This is a genomic window from Natronogracilivirga saccharolytica, assembly GCF_017921895.1.
In the GTDB taxonomy this organism is placed as follows: domain Bacteria; phylum Bacteroidota; class Rhodothermia; order Balneolales; family Natronogracilivirgulaceae; genus Natronogracilivirga; species Natronogracilivirga saccharolytica.
Genome location: NZ_JAFIDN010000014.1, coordinates 17,368 through 35,386, shown reverse-complemented (window position 1 = coordinate 35,386; position 18,019 = coordinate 17,368). Strand labels below are relative to the sequence as shown.

At 51.7% G+C, this 18,019-nt stretch carries 15 protein-coding genes and 1 riboswitch; of the genes, 3 read left to right on the top strand and 12 right to left on the bottom strand.

Annotated features, from left to right (window positions below; translation table 11 throughout):
- Nucleotides 1-15: 15 nt before the first annotated feature.
- From tatC to NATSA_RS14105, 4 genes are all read right to left on the bottom strand, one after another.
- The gene (gene tatC, locus NATSA_RS14120; protein WP_246481846.1) at nt 16-870 is read right to left on the bottom strand and encodes a twin-arginine translocase subunit TatC; all 855 of its coding nucleotides are present in this window, start codon (nt 868-870) and stop codon (nt 16-18) included.
- Nucleotides 871-914: 44 nt separating this feature from the next.
- Nucleotides 915-2,213 (bottom strand): serine hydroxymethyltransferase, encoded by a 1,299-nt coding sequence (glyA, locus tag NATSA_RS14115; protein WP_210513258.1) that lies wholly within the window; start codon nt 2,211-2,213, stop codon nt 915-917.
- A gap of 28 nt (nt 2,214-2,241) precedes the next feature.
- Entirely contained in the window at nt 2,242-2,685 is a 444-nt protein-coding gene (rpiB, locus tag NATSA_RS14110) for a ribose 5-phosphate isomerase B (RefSeq protein ID WP_210513257.1), read from the bottom strand.
- A gap of 130 nt (nt 2,686-2,815) precedes the next feature.
- A complete protein-coding gene (locus tag NATSA_RS14105; RefSeq protein WP_210513256.1) occupies nt 2,816-3,544 on the bottom strand; it encodes a DUF4159 domain-containing protein in 729 nt (242 codons plus the stop codon).
- A gap of 257 nt (nt 3,545-3,801) precedes the next feature.
- Here NATSA_RS14105 and NATSA_RS14100 point away from each other — a divergent pair, with 257 nt between their 5' ends.
- Nucleotides 3,802-5,694, top strand: a complete 1,893-nt coding sequence (locus NATSA_RS14100) for a glycoside hydrolase family 13 protein (protein WP_210513255.1) — start codon at nt 3,802-3,804, stop codon at nt 5,692-5,694.
- On the opposite strand, the gene NATSA_RS14095 is transcribed toward NATSA_RS14100, so the two are convergent.
- The gene (locus NATSA_RS14095) at nt 5,642-6,694 is read right to left on the bottom strand and encodes a DUF4249 family protein (protein ID WP_210513254.1); all 1,053 of its coding nucleotides are present in this window, start codon (nt 6,692-6,694) and stop codon (nt 5,642-5,644) included. The two genes, NATSA_RS14100 and NATSA_RS14095, sit on opposite strands and share 53 nt — an antisense overlap.
- Nucleotides 6,695-6,723: 29 nt before the next feature.
- On the bottom strand, nt 6,724-8,952 hold the full coding sequence (locus tag NATSA_RS14090) for a TonB-dependent receptor (protein WP_246481845.1): 2,229 nt from the start codon (nt 8,950-8,952) through the stop codon (nt 6,724-6,726).
- 315 nt (nt 8,953-9,267) lie between these two features.
- On the opposite strand from NATSA_RS14090, the gene NATSA_RS14085 reads away from it, so the two are divergent.
- Both NATSA_RS14085 and floA read left to right on the top strand, forming a co-directional pair.
- The gene (locus NATSA_RS14085) at nt 9,268-10,629 is read left to right on the top strand and encodes an NfeD family protein (RefSeq protein ID WP_210513253.1); all 1,362 of its coding nucleotides are present in this window, start codon (nt 9,268-9,270) and stop codon (nt 10,627-10,629) included.
- A gap of 177 nt (nt 10,630-10,806) precedes the next feature.
- The gene (gene floA, locus NATSA_RS14080; protein WP_210513252.1) at nt 10,807-11,835 is read left to right on the top strand and encodes a flotillin-like protein FloA; all 1,029 of its coding nucleotides are present in this window, start codon (nt 10,807-10,809) and stop codon (nt 11,833-11,835) included.
- Between the two features lie 163 nt (nt 11,836-11,998).
- Here the strand turns inward: floA and NATSA_RS14075 are convergent, their stop codons facing one another.
- The 6 genes from NATSA_RS14075 to NATSA_RS14050 form a co-directional block, all read right to left on the bottom strand.
- Nucleotides 11,999-12,658, bottom strand: coding sequence for a TenA family protein (locus tag NATSA_RS14075; protein ID WP_210513251.1), 660 nt, complete (start codon nt 12,656-12,658; stop codon nt 11,999-12,001).
- A gap of 86 nt (nt 12,659-12,744) precedes the next feature.
- Nucleotides 12,745-13,611, bottom strand: a complete 867-nt coding sequence (gene thiD, locus NATSA_RS14070; RefSeq protein ID WP_210513250.1) for a bifunctional hydroxymethylpyrimidine kinase/phosphomethylpyrimidine kinase — start codon at nt 13,609-13,611, stop codon at nt 12,745-12,747.
- Between the two features lie 78 nt (nt 13,612-13,689).
- Entirely contained in the window at nt 13,690-14,766 is a 1,077-nt protein-coding gene (gene thiL, locus NATSA_RS14065) for a thiamine-phosphate kinase (protein ID WP_210513249.1), read from the bottom strand.
- Nucleotides 14,763-15,422: a thiamine phosphate synthase gene (gene thiE, locus NATSA_RS14060; RefSeq protein WP_210513248.1), complete on the bottom strand. Its 660-nt coding sequence runs from the start codon at nt 15,420-15,422 to the stop codon at nt 14,763-14,765. The genes thiL and thiE overlap by 4 nt, the downstream gene beginning before the upstream one ends.
- The gene (gene thiM / locus NATSA_RS14055) at nt 15,412-16,212 is read right to left on the bottom strand and encodes a hydroxyethylthiazole kinase (RefSeq protein ID WP_210513247.1); all 801 of its coding nucleotides are present in this window, start codon (nt 16,210-16,212) and stop codon (nt 15,412-15,414) included. The genes thiE and thiM overlap by 11 nt, the downstream gene beginning before the upstream one ends.
- Before the next feature lie 151 nt (nt 16,213-16,363).
- Nucleotides 16,364-16,459, bottom strand: a riboswitch (TPP riboswitch).
- Between the two features lie 134 nt (nt 16,460-16,593).
- Nucleotides 16,594-17,775, bottom strand: coding sequence for a saccharopine dehydrogenase family protein (locus tag NATSA_RS14050; RefSeq protein ID WP_210513246.1), 1,182 nt, complete (start codon nt 17,773-17,775; stop codon nt 16,594-16,596).
- Between the last annotated feature and the right edge of the window lie 244 nt (nt 17,776-18,019).

The following is an 18,019-nucleotide window of genomic DNA, read 5'->3' as shown; positions in this document are numbered from 1 at the left end:
GTTCGGGGCGGTATTTTATTCCGGCCGTCCTTCGGCTCCGAATATTTCCCGGTCGCGCTTGCGGTTGACTACTTTGCTGATGTAGATGCCCAGCTGGTAGAGCAACAGAAGCGGGAAAGCGATGATCAGCTGGGAAATGGGGTCGGGCGGGGTCAGAAAAGCGGCCAGTATGAAGCAAACGATGATTGCCCACTTCCGGTGCTTTCTGAGTAATTCAGGAGTAAGAAGTCCGATTTTCGAGAGGATGTAACTCACCATGGGCAACTGAAATATCAAGCCGCTTGAAAGGCTCCATAGGGTCAGCGCAGAAAAGTAGGCGTTGATATCGATGTCGTTGCGAACCGACTCGGAAATCTGGAAGTTGCTGAAAAACTGCACGGCAAAGGGTGTGAGGATCAGGTAGCCGAATGCAACGCCCATTATGAAGAGCATGGTAATGTTGAAGACGACAAAACGGGTTCCTTTTCGTTCGCCGGGTTCCAGCGCCGGAGCAATAAAGGCCCAGAGCTGATAGAAGAATGCCGGGACGCCGATTATAAAACCGACCACCAGCAATGTACCCCAGTAGGTGAAAAACTGTCCGGGCAACCGCCGGTTCTGCAGGTCAAGGTCACCGGCATTGATTCCGACCAGCTGATACATGAAGAAATCTCCCTTGGCCGGCCCCAGCAGCACCTTGTCCATGATGAAATCCGAAAAGAAGAATGCTACAATGACACCAATACCTATACCCATCAGTCCCTTGAGTATACGCCACCGAAACTCTTCGAGGTGATCCAGGAACGACATTTCTTCGGGCAGACCGGGTGATGCTGCCCTGGGAGGAGTGTCGCCCATCACCTGCCTTTCTGTAGCTTCAGCTGTTGCCATATGTATTTGGAGTAAATCCGGACGTATTAATGGTCACTATTGTACTAAACTGTAACGAAATCGTACAACGGATAGCGTTCGCACATTTCATGTACCTCATCACGGACTTTGCTGATGACGGATTCCTGTCCGGGATTGGTGATGACCAGGTCCATCAGTTCGGCGATGCGCCTGAATTCTTCATTGCCCAAACCGCGTGTGGTCATCGCAGGTGTGCCGATCCGTATGCCCGACGTAACGAAGGGACTCTTGTCGTCGAAAGGAACCATATTTTTGTTGACGGTCAGATCCGCACGTCCCAGCGCTTCCTCCGCATCCTTGCCGGTGATTCCCTTGTTGCGCAAGTCGACCAGCATCAGGTGGTTATCCGTTCCTCCGCTAACCAGGTCGTAATCCATTTCAAGAAAGCGTGCCGCCATAGCCTTGCTGTTGCTGATTACCTGTTCCTGATAACGGACAAAATCTTTCTGGAGTGCTTCTCCGAATGCAACGGCTTTGGCAGCAATGACATGCATCAACGGTCCGCCTTGTGTGCCGGGAAACACGGCCGAGTCGAGCAGCTCGCTCCAGTTTTTCACTCTTCCGGATTTCGGAGCCACCTTGCCGAGTGTATTTTCGCTGTCCCTTCCGATCAGCAGCATGCCCCCGCGCGGCCCCCGCAGTGTTTTGTGCGTGGTTGTGGATACCACATGGGCATACGGAAGCGGATTATTGAGCAGTTTTGTGGCAATGAGTCCGGCCGTATGAGCCATATCCATCCACAAGAACGCACCGACTTCATCGGCTATGTTGCGGAAAGCTTCGTAGTCAAAATCCCTCGGGTAAGCCGAAGCTCCGATGGAGATCATTTTCGGCTTGATCTTTTTCGCCTTGTCGCGAATCATATTCATGTCGAGCCGGCCGGTTTCTTTTTCGACGCCATAGAACTCGGCATTATAGGTTATTCCCGAGAAGTTGACAGGAGAACCATGTGTCAGGTGTCCGCCGTGGGAGAGATCAAGCCCCAGAAGGGTGTCGCCGGGTTTCAGAAACGTGAGATAGACGGCTGCATTGGCAGTGGCGCCGGAATGCGGCTGAACATTGACCCAGTCGGCATTGTAAAGAATTTTCGCCCGGTCACGGGCCAGATCTTCGATGATATCGACATATTTGCAGCCGCCATAGTAACGCTTTCCGGGAAGGCCCTCGGCATATTTGTTTGTAAGCGTGGAGCCCATGGCCTCCATGACTGCTTTGGTGACAAAATTTTCCGAAGCGATGAGTTCCAGACCATTGTTTTGCCGGTCGGTCTCTTTTTCGATAAGGTTGAAAACTTCGGGATCTTGTTCTTTAAGACGCTTCATCTGTGAGATAATCCTCTGATTTTGGGGTTCAGTTGTCTTCTTTGGATGTTTCAATCTTTTCAATGCGGCGCTGATGGCGGCCGCCTTCAAATTCACTTTCCAGCCAGGTATGGATAATTGATTTCAGCTGCTCCTCATTCATGAACTGACCGGGCAGGCACAAAATGTTTGCCTTGTTGTGTTCACGAGACAGCCTCGCTATGTCCTCATTCCATGCCAGAGCTGCCCTGACACGCGGAAACTTGTTGGCTGTCATGCACATTCCCTGTCCGGTCCCGCATATGAGAATACCCAGCTTGTGATCACCATTGTTCACAGCCTGTGCGACCAGGGATGCAAAATCGGGATAATCAACGGAATCTTTCGAATTGGTTCCGTAATCAACAGTTGTAATATCCCTTTCATCAAGTATTTTTTTTACGATGCTTTTGGCTTCATAGCCCGCATGGTCGGATGCAATCGGGATAATCATAGCAATAAATTTTGAGTTTTGTATCTGATATTGTGAAAAAAATCAGTATTGCATACAGCCGGAACAGCCGTTATCGGACAAGGTCCAAATATGCCAAAAAACCGGCTTTAAATAAAGCTTGAATTGGCGTTCAGCTACTTTGTGTAAACACATAAACCAGCATATTCACTCCGAACCTGAGCGCGCTTTGAACAATTTCTTCGGGGTTGTCGTGCTGGTCGTAAGCCCAGCCGTCGGCGGGGTTGGATTCGTAGGTGTACAGCAGCACCATGCGGCCGTTACGGTATACCGCAAATGCCTGCGGAGGCTTGCCGTCGTGCTCATGCACTTTGGGCGGTCGTCCTTCCGGAAACTCAAATACATTGCGGTAGATCATGTGGTCGGCCGGAAGTTCGAAGAATTCTTCATCCGGAAAAATGTCTTTCAGGATGGGCCGTACAAACTCATCAAAACCGTAATCGTCATCAACATAAAGGAATCCGCCGTTCTCAAGGTATTGGCGAAGGTTATCCATTTCTGATGAATTGACATCGATGTGGCCGTGTCCGGTCATGAATAGCATGGGATAGTTGAATATGTCACGGCTTCCGAGGGAAATGTCGTCTTCTTCGGCGTAAAGCGGCAGGGGAACCTGCTCTCTGGCAAAGCGGATCATGTTGGGCAGTGCCGTTGGTGAGGAGTACCAGTCACCCCCGCCACGATACTGCAGCCGGGCAATGCGGATTTTGTCCTCATCCCGGACCACTTCAGGTTCCGGTTCGTTGTCCGCAGAGCTGCCTGAAGCGTTGGCATGCGCCGGCGGAGCAAGCAGCGGCAGTGTCCACAAAAGGGCAACTAAAAAGCTGATTCTTAAAACCATATTTCAACAGGGGGTCGGAATTATCAAGTAATCGCAGAAAGAGAAAATATCACATATCAGAATAAGATACCGTTTGGCTGAACAATATGGATGCCAGGATGTGATATCATATACTTGTCCTAACGATTGAGCTTCTCATATCCTTGTCTGCCGATTTATTTTCAAATAATCAGCAGTTGCTCTATATTGTAAGGGCTTACATTTATTTCAAATTTCGATTCACATCGAGCCCTAACTGCAATATAATCAGTAAGATCATGCCAAAAATATATATACCTGTTGTTTTCATTTTTCTGTTTCTGGTGTCCTGTACCCACACCCACGCCATAGAAACCGAACGTGTCGAACCACCGTTCTGGTGGACAGGCATGAAAAGCAGTGAGGTTCAGCTGATGGTCTATGGTGAGGATATCGCCCTGAGCCGTCCTGCGATTGATCACCCGCATGTGAGTCTCGAACGCATCATCACAGTAGAAAACCCCAACTATGTATTTCTCAACCTGGAAATCGGCAAGCAGGCCGAACCGGGGAATGTTCCCATCACATTCACGCGCGACGGCAGCGAACATGTTTATGAATACGAACTCAAGGAACGGCGCGACAACACCAACCGCCACCAGGGCTTCGACCCGACCGATGTGATCTATCTCATCATGCCGGACCGTTTTTCGGAAGGGGACCCCTCAATAAGTGAAATTGACGATATGTACGAAGGGGTTGACCGCGACGAACCCTTTGCCCGGCACGGAGGCGACATTCAGGGAATCATCAATAATCTGGATTACATCCGCGACCTCGGCATGACCGCTCTCTGGCTGAACCCGATCCTCGAAAACGATATGCCCTATGACTACAGCCAGCAAGTCGGGTTTTATCACGGGTACGCCGCTACCGACAAATACAAGGTGGACCGCCGGTTCGGGAGCAATGAAAAATTTGTGGAGATGGTCGACAAAGCCCATGACAAAGGCCTCAAGGTCATTATGGACATGATCCACAACCACATAGGCACGCATCACTGGTGGATGGATGACCTGCCGACCAGTGACTGGGTGCACGATCAGGAAGAGTACGGAACCACGCAATTCCGGACCAACACCATCATGGATCCGTACGCATCCGAGGCAGACTACGAGAATACGGTCAAAGCCTGGTTTGTGGATGAAATGCCGGACCTCAATCAGCGCAATGAGCTGCTGGCCAACTACCTCATCCAGAATACCATCTGGTGGATCGAATATGCCGGAATTGACGGAATCCGGATGGATACGCACCCTTATCCCTATCCGGAATACATGGCCGAGTGGACGCGGACGGTTCTGGAAGAGTATCCTGATTTCAATATTGTAGGTGAAGTATGGATGCCGAATGTCCCCACTACCGCCTGGTGGCAGTACGATTTTCCCACACAGTCCGGATATAACTCATACCTGCCGAGTGTCACCGATTTTCCGTTGTACAATGCCATAACCGCGGGTCTGAACGAAGATCCGGGATGGGATACCGGAATGTACCGGATCTACCTCACGCTTGGTCAGGATTTTCTCTATACCGACCCCTGGCTGAATGTCATTTTTGTCGATAATCATGATCTGGATCGTTTCTATTCAAGTATCGGTGAAGATTACGACAAATTCCGCCTCGGTATGACCATGATCTACACCATGCGTGGAATTCCGCAGATTTATTACGGAACGGAGATCCTGAAAACAGGTGCCGGTCCGGACGGACTCAAGCGCAAAGATTTTCCGGGCGGATGGGAAGAAGATCCGATAGATGCATTTACCGAAGAGGGGCGCATTGAACTGGGCGAAAAACGGGACCGGCCGATAGCCGAAGCCTACGATTTTGTGCGCAATCTTTCCTGGTGGCGCCAGGACAAACCGGTGATCCATTATGGTGATCTCACCCACTTCATTCCGGAGGAGAATACCTATGTCTATTTCCGTCACGATGACGAAGACAAGGTGATGGTCATTATCAATGCGGATGACGAAGACTTGACTCTGGAACTTGATCGCTTCTCAGAAATGCTGGAAGGGTACGGTTCCGGGCTGGAAGTAATCACCGATGAACACATCGAGCTCGGTGAAACGCTCACCGTTCCCGCGATGACTCCCATGGTTCTGGACCTTGAAAGGGACTACTGATTCTGAGTAATCCGTCTGTGTGATCGCCGGCCTTTTCCGGATCCGTTTTTCTCAGAAAAGGCGGGCGATCCACGGTCACTTCTACTTCAATGCCGGACATGCTTCCAAACAGGCCTATGGCTCCGTCGATGTTGTAGATGATATTCTGGATTTCGCCCGGAGAAAGTGTCCCCCCGCCGCCACCGGTCTGCACTGACTGAGAGCGGAAAAAGTCATAGGTATTATCGTCAATTGAGAAGGTACTGATCCGGTTTTCTCCAAAAAAGGCGATACCTATCCACGGAAGACGCAGCGTCAGGGTACCGTCCGGATTGGCGTCGAAATTCTCCTCATTGACGATGGAGGTCCGGATACGAACAGCCTCTGAGATGTCATCAATGGCGTCCCGCCAGAAGGGGGTTATGTTCTCCCGTTTGGGATCCAGAGCTTCGGTTGCAAATATGAAATGGTTCTGACGGTTTCCGGACCGGTTTCTGGTAATGCGGAGCTCAAGCTGCTGCGGGCTCTGGTACATGGACTGGTCACGGATGATTTCCACTACGGAAAAAGTGTCAGGAACCGTTGAGTATGCCTCAATGTGATGATCGTTATCATCCGGTATGCGGATATCCAGGCGATAGGTGTGATTGGGCAAAACCGATTCAAAACTTTGTTCCTGAAGCGGAATGTAAACCCCCGTTCTGATTTCCTCATAATCATAGGTGCGGTCCCGCTCTCCGTCAGGATTGTATCTGTGGATCCGGACATCGGCCTCGCTTACCGCGCGTTCGCTGAATTGGTAGGATTCGCCGAACGGAGCGGTTGTTGACAGGTTGACCTGCGGCATATTTTCATGAGCGATGAGATAGCTTTCAACCACATACTTCTCCTCGTATTCGTCCTGGCCGTACAAGTCACATCCGGCGACAGTGAGCAGCAAAGCCAGCAGTGCCGGACCAAGTGGAAAGCGGATGTTGCTCCGGTAAAATTCGAACTGGAATATGGAAGCCGGGTATTTCATTGCATGTATGCGGATAATCGTGTGATGTGTTAAAAATCGATGGTGTAACCGACAGCCGGGATTACGGGGAGCATTCTGACATCATTTCGTTCTACCGGATTTTCATCGAAATCATAGCTGTAGAACCAGACATTGCGCCGCGAGTACAGGTTTATGATCTGGAACTGCCATTCGGCACCGGCAATTCCGAAAAAGGAGCCTGCCCTGGTGAAACTGACGTCAAGGCGGTGATAGGCCGGCAGGCGGGAAGCGTTGACACGCCCGACGACGATGGCGTCTATGACCGAACCGTCGAAGGGGTTGGACTGCATGGCGGTTCTGCCGAGAGGCTCGGTATATGCCTGCCCGGTAGCATAATTGAACGTGGCGGATGCGGTCCAGCGGTCGCTGATCCGGTAATTGCCCACAATGTTGACATCGTGGGTCCGGTCATATTTCGGCGGATAGAACCGGTCTTCGTTGTACCCGCTGAATTTTCGGCGCGTCACTCCCCAGGTATAACCGATAAACCCGAAAAGCCGGCCTCGTGTTTTTTCGAGAAACACTTCGAACCCGGTGGCATATCCCTCGCCAAACCGGAAAAGGTCAGCGTATTCGAGTCCGGCCGCATCCTGGATAAACGGATCAAACTCAAACAGATCGCGCATCGTACGGTAATACAGCTCAACCTCCAGATTGTAATCATCCAGGCGGGTGTTTTTCCATCCAAGAACGAACTGGTCACCATATGCGGGAGGCACTCCTTCATCGGTGATCAGCCACAGATCGAAGGCAGAAATTGCTTCATTGGTCAGCAGCGTGAGAAACTGATGATACCGTCCGTAGGCCGCCTGCAGCCTGTTGTCAGAATCAAGGTGGTACTCCACACTCAGCCGCGGATCAAGTTTCAGATACCCGCCGCTTTCGAAATAATTGGCACGCAGGCCGGCATTGATTTCCCAGCGGGTATGAGGCCGCCAGATGTTCTGCAGATACACCGAAGCGTAATTGGTAACGATTTCCTCATCCTGGGTCTGCGAGCCATCGAAATAATCTTCAAGCTGGAATACCTTCCTGCCGCCCCAGAAGCCTGCAAGCATTTCGAAATCCTGCGACGGCAGCCACTCGATGTCTGTTTTGAGCGAAAGATCGTAGATCCGGTTGCGGCGCTCGAATTTGGTGCCTCCGAAATCAAAATCAGGATCATTGAAATATTCGGCGCCGGTGAGGGTGACGTTGGTAAAGGTTCGTTCGGACAGAAGGTGCGTCCAGTCGATGCTGAGTGTCCGGTTGCCATAGAACAGATTGAACATGTCATCATCCCCGAAGGGAAACTGAACATCATCGGTGCCGGTATAGGCTGATATGCTCAGCCGGTTGTCGGTCCAGCGGTCATAATTGATTCTGGCGTTGATGTCATAAAAATAGAACGCATCGGGTACATTGTCGACATTTCCCCGCAGTGCGGCCAGGACGGGTTCAAGAGTGGACCGGCGGACGGCAAGCATATAGGATCCACCGGGGTACGGACCTTCGATCATGGCACGCGATGACAGCATGCCGAGACTGAGGGTGCCGGCAGTTCTTCTTCTGTTGCCGTCTTTGTTGTACACCTCCAGAACCGAACCCAGCCGTCCGCCGTACATGGCCGGATAGGCTCCCTTGTACAACTGAACATCTTTGATAGCATCGGGATTGAAGGTGGAGAAAAACCCGAAAAAATGGGAGGGATTGTAGACCGTCGTGCGATCCAGCATAATCAGCGTCTGATCCGGTCCGCCCCCGCGGATATACAGGCCGCTCGAAAAATCCGATGCCGCTTTAACGCCGGGAAGCAGCTGCACGGCACGGAATACATCAGCCTGCAGGACGGCAGGCACGTTTTTGATCAGTTCGGTGGAAACCGAAGCCGTGCCGATATTGCGGCTTTCATCTCTGCCGCGCGTTGACTCCACAACCAGTTCATCCATGGTGAATGTCATTGGCGTCAGGGATACATCCAGGCGTTTGCTCTCTCCCTCTTCCAGCTCAATTTCGACAAATTTGTCGTTGTAGCCAAGGTAGGAAAAACGCAGGGTGTAAGAGCCCGGCGGGACATTATTAATTATGTAATAGCCGGCATGATTGGTCGTAGCACCCCGGTCCGTATCCGTGACCAGCACATTGGCACCCAGCAGAGTCTCACCGGTTTCCTCATCTGAAATATACCCGTTCAGTGTCGTGCGGCTTTGCTCCGGTTCTTTATGTTCACCGGCTGCCCCGGCCGGCAACGATGCCATCGAAACTGTAAAAAAAAGCAGAAACAGCAGCGTATACATGATTTGAAGGAAACGGGCAGGTTGTTCTGGGGGTTTGGAAATATGCGCTTGCCTGAATGCAATGTCCGGTGTGCGGTGCAACGTTCCAGGCTTATCCCGGCAACGCCGGATATTACGCCTGCTGAAGGTGAAGTGTTGCACTTTTTTCGTAAATTACAAAAATAAACAAATAGGCATTGACCGGAAACCACGCAATGACGATCCGGCCGGTATATTGCATTTTGGCTGAATAACCCGTACTACCATCGACCTTACATATTTCTAGGCAGGACATCCATGAGAACACGAATCATTTTTTTTCTATTCATACTGGTTGCTTTTTCCCTTAGCTGGATGGCAGCTGCTACACTGGAAGCAGAGTCTTCATCAGAGAAAGTCTACGTGATCCGTGTCGAGGGACTGATTGACAACGGGTTGAACATGTATATTGACCGGGGCGTGTCGGCCGCCGAAAATGATGAGGAGGCGATCGGGGTCATTCTCCATATGGATACCTTCGGCGGACTGGTTGATGCGGCTGACAAGATCAGGAAACGACTGCTCGCTTCCGAGATCCCCGTAGTCACCTTTATCGATGCCAACGCCGCCTCGGCCGGGGCTCTTATCTCGTTTGCGACCGACAACATATTCATGGTGCCCGGTGGATCCATTGGTGCGGCCACAGTGGTGGATGGTGCCGGTGAGAAAGCCGATGAGAAAATGCAGAGTTATATGCGTGGACTGATGCGGTCGACGGCCGAAGCCAAAGGGTACGATCCGAGGATTGCGGAGGCCATGGTGGACGAGCGCATCGAAATTGAAGGGGTCATCGCCGAGGGCGAACTGCTGACATTCAGCGCTTCTGAAGCGCTCGAGAATGATGTTTCCACTGCTACAGTCAGATCGCTTCGGGAAGTGAGTGCAGAAATGGGGTGGGAACAGGCCGAACTGTTTAATGTGGACGAGCGCTGGGAGGAGTCGGTCATCCGGTTCTTTGCCTCACCCGTGCTGCAAAGTCTTCTGATGCTTATGATGCTGGGCGGACTTTATTTTGAGCTGCAGTCACCGGGTATTGGATTTGCCGGGGCAATCGCAGGCATCGGTGCGATTTTGTTTTTTCTTCCGCTCTACATCATGGGCCTGGCACAGTTCTGGGAAATTCTCATCGTTATCATTGGCATCGGGTTGATTGCCGTTGAAATATTCGTGCTGCCCGGAATCGGCATTGCCGGAGTAACGGGAGCTGTTCTGCTGCTTTTCGGATTGTTTGCATCGCTGGTGGGTAATGTCGGGTTCAGTTTCCCAAGTCTGGACGAAATGCGGACCCAGTTGTGGACCATTTTACTGACACTCTTGCTTGCCATTGCTTTTATTGCATCTACTATTAGGTATGTGATGAAAACACCGTTTTTTGGCCGACTGGTACTGACCAAGTCGACTGACACGGCTTCCGGGTACACATCCTATGAAAACAAGGACGATCTGTTGGGTAAAGAAGGGGTGGCATTGACGTCGCTGAGAATTTCGGGAACGGCCAGAATCGGGGACCGGCGGGTGGATGTGGTCTCTGATGGCCAATACATCGATAAGGGAACCCGGATCAAGGTTATCTCGACAGCGGCCGGACAGGTTGTGGTAACGCGAGTTGAGGACTATTGAACTGCATTCCCAGGCGACATCTGAAAATCTGTGTCTGTAGTTGGTATCCATTATCGAGGTGATTATATTTATATGATAACCTGAAATTTTCGCTTTTCGTGATTCTGGACCCTATCTCTTGGATGCCACACGCTTCAGTTTCCGAAACATTGCCAACATTTAAATCTGACTGACATTATGGAGCCATATTTGCTATTAGCTATTACAGGCGGTGTTATTCTCCTGCTTTTCATCTTTTTCTATTTCATTCCTATCGGACTCTGGATCACGGCCCTCTTTTCAGGGGTGCGGATTGGTATTTTCAGAGATCTTGTGGCTATGCGTCTTCGAAAGGTGCCTCCCGGCCCGATCGTAAAGGCGGCCATTACGGCAACCAAGGCAGGTATCGAGGTGGAAATTGGCAAGCTCGAGGCACACTATCTTGCCGGTGGTAATGTTCAGCGCGTTGTAAATGCTCTTATCTCTGCAGATAAAGCCAATATCGCGCTTGGATTTGAGCGGGCGGCCGCTATCGATCTTGCAGGGCGTGACGTGTTTGAGGCCGTGCAGATTTCAGTGAATCCGAAAGTGATCAACACTCCGGTGATTACCGCACTGGCCAAGGATGGTATCCAGGTGAAGGCAACCGCCCGGGTAACCGTACGTGCCAATCTTGACCGTCTTGTAGGTGGTGCTACAGAGGAAACCGTACTTGCACGGGTTGGCGAAGGAATCGTATCGACCGTGGGGTCCTCGACCGATCACAAAGCTGTGCTTGAAAATCCCGATCAGATAACAAAAACGGTATTGGACAAGGGACTTGACAGCGGTACGGCATTTGACATTCTTTCCATCGACATTGCCGACGTGGATGTCGGTGAGAACATCGGAGCCAAGCTTCAGACAGATCAGGCCAGCGCCGATCTCAAGGTGGCCCGCGCGCGTGCCGAGGAGCGAAGAGCCATGGCCGTTGCCGTCGAGCAGGAAAACCGTGCGAAGATCCAGGAGATGCAGGCACGCGTTGTCGAAGCCGAGGCCGAAGTACCGAAGGCGATCTCCCAGGCATTCCGCGATGGAAAGCTCGGTGTAATGGACTACTACAACATGAAAAACGTGATGTCGGATACCGACATGCGTGAGTCTATCGCCAAGGGAACCGAATCCGAAGATCCGAATGATCCGCATGGTGACAAGCCGTCAGGATCAGGTCGCGGAAGCAAGTCGTAACGCGGAAGCACTTCGTAAATGGTGATTATTCCGGCGCACCGGGAGCAGGAGGATCATGAATCGTCCCGCTTCTGTTGTGCCGGAAGATCACAGATCACCGCAGAAACGATGTACGCAATGCAGTTACTAATTGTGTGCAATGCAGTTACTTGTTTTGTGAGTGTCAGACCGGCCAGCTTTCCATCCGCCATGCCGCATCCCAGAACAGCCACTCCAGCCGGGTTGAGGTAAGATAGGCCTGAAGCATCTGCTCCCGAATTGCCGGAGTAGTTTCCATTGCAGCCTGCTCGGTAAGGGTAATGGCCTGATCGACAGAAGCCCCGAATTCTTCTCCGGCATATGTGTCAATCCATTGCTGATACGGATTGGGTGCTGCTGCTTGCTGATGAATATGCAATCCGACTTCCCGGTATACCCAAAAGCAGGGCAGAAGTGCGGCCAGGGTCACAGGATAGGGATCCACTGCTGCTGACCGGATCAGAAATCCGGTGTATGCCTCACATGTAGGCGATTTCGGAATATCCAGCCCGGTACCAAACTCTTTCAGGTAATGCTCATGGAGTGCACGTTCCACAACAACGGCACCATTGGCAAAATCAAAAAACTGCTTCATGATTTCCGTATCGCCGGATCGGGTGCCGGCTATAGCCAGTGCCCTGCCATAATCAGCAAGATAATGGGCATCCTGCTTCATATAATAAACAAATCTGTCCTGCCTCAGGGAGCCTTCCTTCAGTTCCGTGTTGAAAGGCAGTTTCAGGATTTTTTGGAATATATCCGAAGCCTGGTCCCAAAAGTATCCGGTGTGAGTTTTGGATGTCATATTATCAGTTTCTTATTTCTGATTGGATGTTGCATTTGCGAATAATTCAGAGATGTCCGTGCACGTATCAAAAGCAGACTTCCTTCTTAGCTGACATCAGGTTCAGCCGTCTCTGGCTGCCACCACGGATGAAAATGGTGCACCGGCCCGTGGCCGTTGCCGAGATTCCAGCCGGTGGACTGTTTCAGCGCTTCGTTGAGGTACCAGAGAGCATCCTTGACCGCCGCCTCCAGGGAGAGCTCCCTGGCCAGTCCGGCCGCAATGGCAGATGAAAGTGTACACCCTGTTCCGTGATTGTTCCTGGTATTGATTCGGGGAAGTTCAAACCACCTTGTATGGTCAATTCCGTCAGCAGTTTTGTAAATCAGACAGTCCATGCTCACACTTCCAAGGTTGAGATGACCGCCTTTGACCAGTACGGCATCCGGACCCATATCCAGAAGTGCTTTGCCTGCCGTCTCCATATCGCTGCGGCTGGTGATTTTGCTGCCGGTAAGCACTTCAGCCTCAGGAATATTTGGTGTCACCAGGGCAGAAAGGGGGATTAGTTCCTCTTTCAGTGTCATGACAGCATCATCCTGCAGCAGGTGATCGCCGCTTTTTGCAACCATCACCGTGTCCAGTACGATGTTCTGGGCCTTGTGCTGTTTAAGGGAGTCAGAAACGGCTCGGATAACCCCGCTGTTGCTGAGCATACCGATTTTGACTGCATCGGCACCGATATCATTGAAGATTGCATCCAGCTGTGCGCGTATGATATCAGGCGGGATATTGTGAATATGTGTTACCTCTCTGGTATTTTGGGCCGTCACGGCGGTCAGAACGGACATCCCGTAACATCCCAGAGCGGAAAAGGTTTTGAGATCGGCCTGGATGCCGGCCCCGCCGCCACTGTCTGATCCTGCGATAGTGAGTGTTCTTGGAATAACTTTTCCGGAAGTTTCTTCTGACATGGTCTTCAGGTCTTGGATTGCATTGGTGATTGAGTTGGTTGTTAAGCAGAATATGGGCAGAGATTGCCGCCGTTTTGCTCAGACCTTGAAATGGTCAAATCCGCGGGATCCGTATGGTGCCGGGGAACCATCCTGCAAAAAACGAACAGGGGGTCGTTGCTCGTCATGTTTCCTGACATAACCAATGGGAAACAGATCGGGTTCAGGGTGATTACCGCCTGATGGGCCGTCATCCGGAAAGGCCTTCCGGTACGATTCACAGATCCCATCAAATTCAGACGGACTGCAGGTGCCCAGCAGGACATAGTCTTCGCCGGCTGAGCATGCGAGATCGATGGCACTCCAGCCATACTTTCCGGAAATTTCGGTCAGTTCATTGCTGACAGGTAACTTTGTCAACTCAAGATCAATACCCAACCCGGAGCGGGCGGCTATGTGCCCGGCATCCGAGGCAATGCCGTCGGAGACATCAATAAGTGCATGAACTGCGGATTGGCCTCCCAGCCATTGACCCTGAATCACACACGGATCCGGCCGGTTATGTGCTTTGATCAGCTTTTGCTCTGCTGGCGATTCACCGGGAAACTGATTATTCAGCAATAACTGCAGACCTGCACCGGAATCACCAAGCATACCGGTCACAAAAACGATATCCCCGACTCGTGCAGATGAGCGCAGCTTGAGTCCGGGTGAGTTGGTTTTTCCCGAAACCAGAATATTGATCACCATATGCTTTTGTGATCGCGTGGTATCACCTCCAAGCAGCCGGACCCCGTGCTGTTTTGCCAGATCTTTCATACCCGAGAAAAACTGCTCGAGCCATCCGATGTCATTTTTCTCCGTCAGCCCGATGGACAGCCAGGCGTATTCCGGAGTGCCCCCCATGGCGGCGATATCGCTCAGATTGACGGCAAGTGATTTATGCCCCAGATCCTCCGGTTCAATTTTGTCGAGAAGGAAATGCGTTTCTTCGATGAGCATGTCGGTCGTGATCAGATCAAGACGGTCATCTTCCCGCGGGATAACCGTACAATCGTCGCCGATTCCAAGCAGATCGGAAGTGGGCTCATCAAACCAGGTCTGAATTTTGGAAATCAGTCCAAACTCGCCGACTGCCTTGAGCGGATGTTCCGGTTTGGATGTTTTTGTTGTCATTGGGTGTGGTTGTATTTGGTTTCAGTAACGATCTGATGCAGCTCTCTGGCAGATGCCAGAGGATTTTCGGAAGCACAGATTGCCGATACGACGGCCACTCCATCGGCTCCGGCCATCAGGGTTTCAGATATGGTATCCGTGTTCATGCCGCCGATCGCTACGAGGGGTCTGCCGGTTAACCCGCGCAGTTTTTGCATCCCTTCAATGCCCCAGGGTTTTCCCGTATCCGTTTTGGTAGGAGTAGCAAAAATCGGGCTGACTCCGTAATAGTCGACATCCAGCCGCTCAGCATCGTCAAGATCCTGCCAGGATTCCACCGAATATCCGATGACAGCGTCCGGACCCATTATTTTTCGGGCAGTGACCGGATCCATGTCGTTGTGACCCAGGTGAACACCGTCTGCGCCCACTGCAAGGGCTACATCCACCCGGTCATTTATAATGAGGGGGACCGGGGTTCCTTTGAGAAGGGCAAGGATGGCCTTGGCTTCCCGGATCATGGCGGCCGTGGATGCTGTTTTTTCCCTGTACTGGACGACGGTTACGCCGCCTTTTACCGCTTCTCCCACGGTGCGTACCAGATTCTCCCGGCCGGTCATGCCGCTGTCAGTGACGAGGTAGAGGTTGTAATCAGGCTTTATCGATTCAGGCTTCATCAGCATGTACCATTTTTGACAGCGTTTCCTGATCGAGTGAGGAGAGGGTGTCAAGCAGGGCGGCCTGCATGCTGCCGGGTCCCTTGCTGTACAGTGCTGCAATTTCACCGGCAATACCAAAGGTGATCATCGCGTGGGCCGCGGCCGCAGCAGGGTCATCATTCACCGCACAAAAGGCGCCTGTGAAAACAGAGGCCGTACAACCCATTCCCGTGATCCGGGACAAGAGTTCGTGTCCGTTGTGCACGCGGATGTGACGGTCCGGTGTGATGATGTGATCGGTTTTTCCGCTCACGGATACGGTGACGCTGTATTTGCCGGCCAGATCGCGGATGGCATCGAATGCTTTATCGGCTTCGTCCGTGCTGTCCACCCCTTTGGTTTGTCCGCCGGCCGGAGTTAGCGCAAGTATTTCGGAGGCATTGCCGCGCAATACACTCACACCACCGGCACCGAGAAGCTCATGGGCAGTCTTTGTGCGATAGGGTGTGGCACCGGCACCGACGGGATCCAGTACGACAGGTTTTCCTGCTTCGCGTGCGGCATCAAGCGAAAGGTGCATGGCATCAACCCAATGCGGACTAAGTGTGCCGATATTCAGCACAAGGGCACCCGAAATGCGGGTCATGTCGGCGGCTTCCTCTTTGGCATGAGCCATAACCGGTGAGCCTCCAAGCGCCAGCAGGGTATTGGCAGTCGTGTTCATCACGACATGGTTGGTAATACTGTGAACAAGCGGAGCTTGCGTCCGGATGGCATTGAAGTTCTGAATCAGCAGATCGTTATTCATAATAATATCAGTGGTTTGGTTTGCAGAGTAAGTTGATATCGTTTGTGTTGTTCATCAGGGGCGTCGCCGGATCAGTGTTGAGAGACATATCAGGGTTTAGATCAAAAAAAAACCATACATCCCTGTGCGCTGATGCTGCCGGAAAAGGATATATGGTTTGATATCCATTCCCTTCGCCGGCATTATCCGGATCAGGTTTATGAGGGTATGCTCTCAGCCGCTGAAAACGGCACCCCTATGGTAAATTGGTAAATCCAAAATGTGATGTTACCACTAAGTAACAAGCACAATCATGCAATCATTCATTTACAAGGTTTCAGAACCGGGCACTTCCGCAGACCGGGTTTATGCGCAACCGGCCCGGGTGACCGGGAGGCCGGCTCATGCACTGCTGTCGTGTATACTGATTTCGATGCCGTACTGCTTCATGGCATCGAGAAAGGACTCTGCCGGCACAATCTGTTCCGGCGGATGGACACCGGGACGGGCACTGATTTCACCCCGTGCAAGCATCAGGGCAATATGCGCTGTTGGCAGAGCCGTGCAGCTCATAACCGCGGAATGACCGTCATCCGGATGGTACTCATAGGTCAGTTCATATGTCCGCCTGAGCTTTTTACTGTTGCCGCCTGATCCGTTTTGCCCGTCGATAATTACTTTCGCGAGTACAATATCGGGCAGATTCTCGGGAATCCGCTTTCGCAGTTTGCGGATCAGAAAATCTTTGTAAGTCATGCTTGTGCCGATATCGATGATACGGTCATCGGCGAGTCCCAATTCGATCAGCGCCTGCATGACACTGTGATTTCCGCGGTGACGGATGGTTTTGTAGGAGAGGTTGCTGACCGAGCCCTGAAGGGTGTAGGCCAGGGTGCTTATGTGCCCGCCGGTGTAAAAGGTCTCGAGGGCCGTCATTTCCGGGCGTGATTGAAAAGTAATGGGCTCCAGTCCGCTCATTGGCTCAAGATCGACGGGCCGTCCGTCGCGAACAGCCAGCACCGGTGGAAGATGTTCACTCAAAAAGGCTTCGGCAGAAAAGCTGAGATGATGATTCAAAGGCGGATGAGGATTGACCGGCAGACCACCACTCATCATTTCAATGGATGAGACCGTTTCGAACTGGCGGAATCCGTTCATTGCTATAATATTCAGGAGTCCGGGAGCCAGTCCGCAATTGGGCAGAATGCAGCTGCCGTTTTGCTCAGCCTGTTTATCGAGCTTTCGCTGCATTTCAAAGACCTTGTCATTGCCTCCGAGATCAAGAAAGTGACTTCCGGTTTCGATGGCAATTTTGGTCATCTCAAGGTTGTACTGATACGGGAGTGCGGATATCATCACATCAAAGCCATTAACGAGTGTGATGATAGATGAGCGTTCCTGCATTCCCACGCGGAATGTGCGTAAGCGGGAGAGGGAAGGGTGACCGGAGAAGCTTTCCTTCAGCTCATCAAGAACGGCTCCGTTGCGGTCCAGTACGACCAGGTTTTGTACCTCTTTGTAATCCATCAAAACCCTCGTGATGGCCGAGCCGGCAGGACCGGCACCGATAACGGCAATTTTCATGTGTTTATAATTTTTGATTTCTCAGATTCCGATTATCGTCAAGATACAAAACTGACAGCATTATTTAGTCCAGGGAGTATGCCGGGCAGGAGGGCATGTCGTTTTCCGGTTTTGAATGGGCCGGGCGGGCCGCAGCCAGATACGATACGCGCAGCCGGTATCGTTACACTTGTGTAACACAGGCCGTAACCGGTGCCGGCAGTAAAGGCTAATACCGGTATTGATTACGGTGTGATATGTGCTT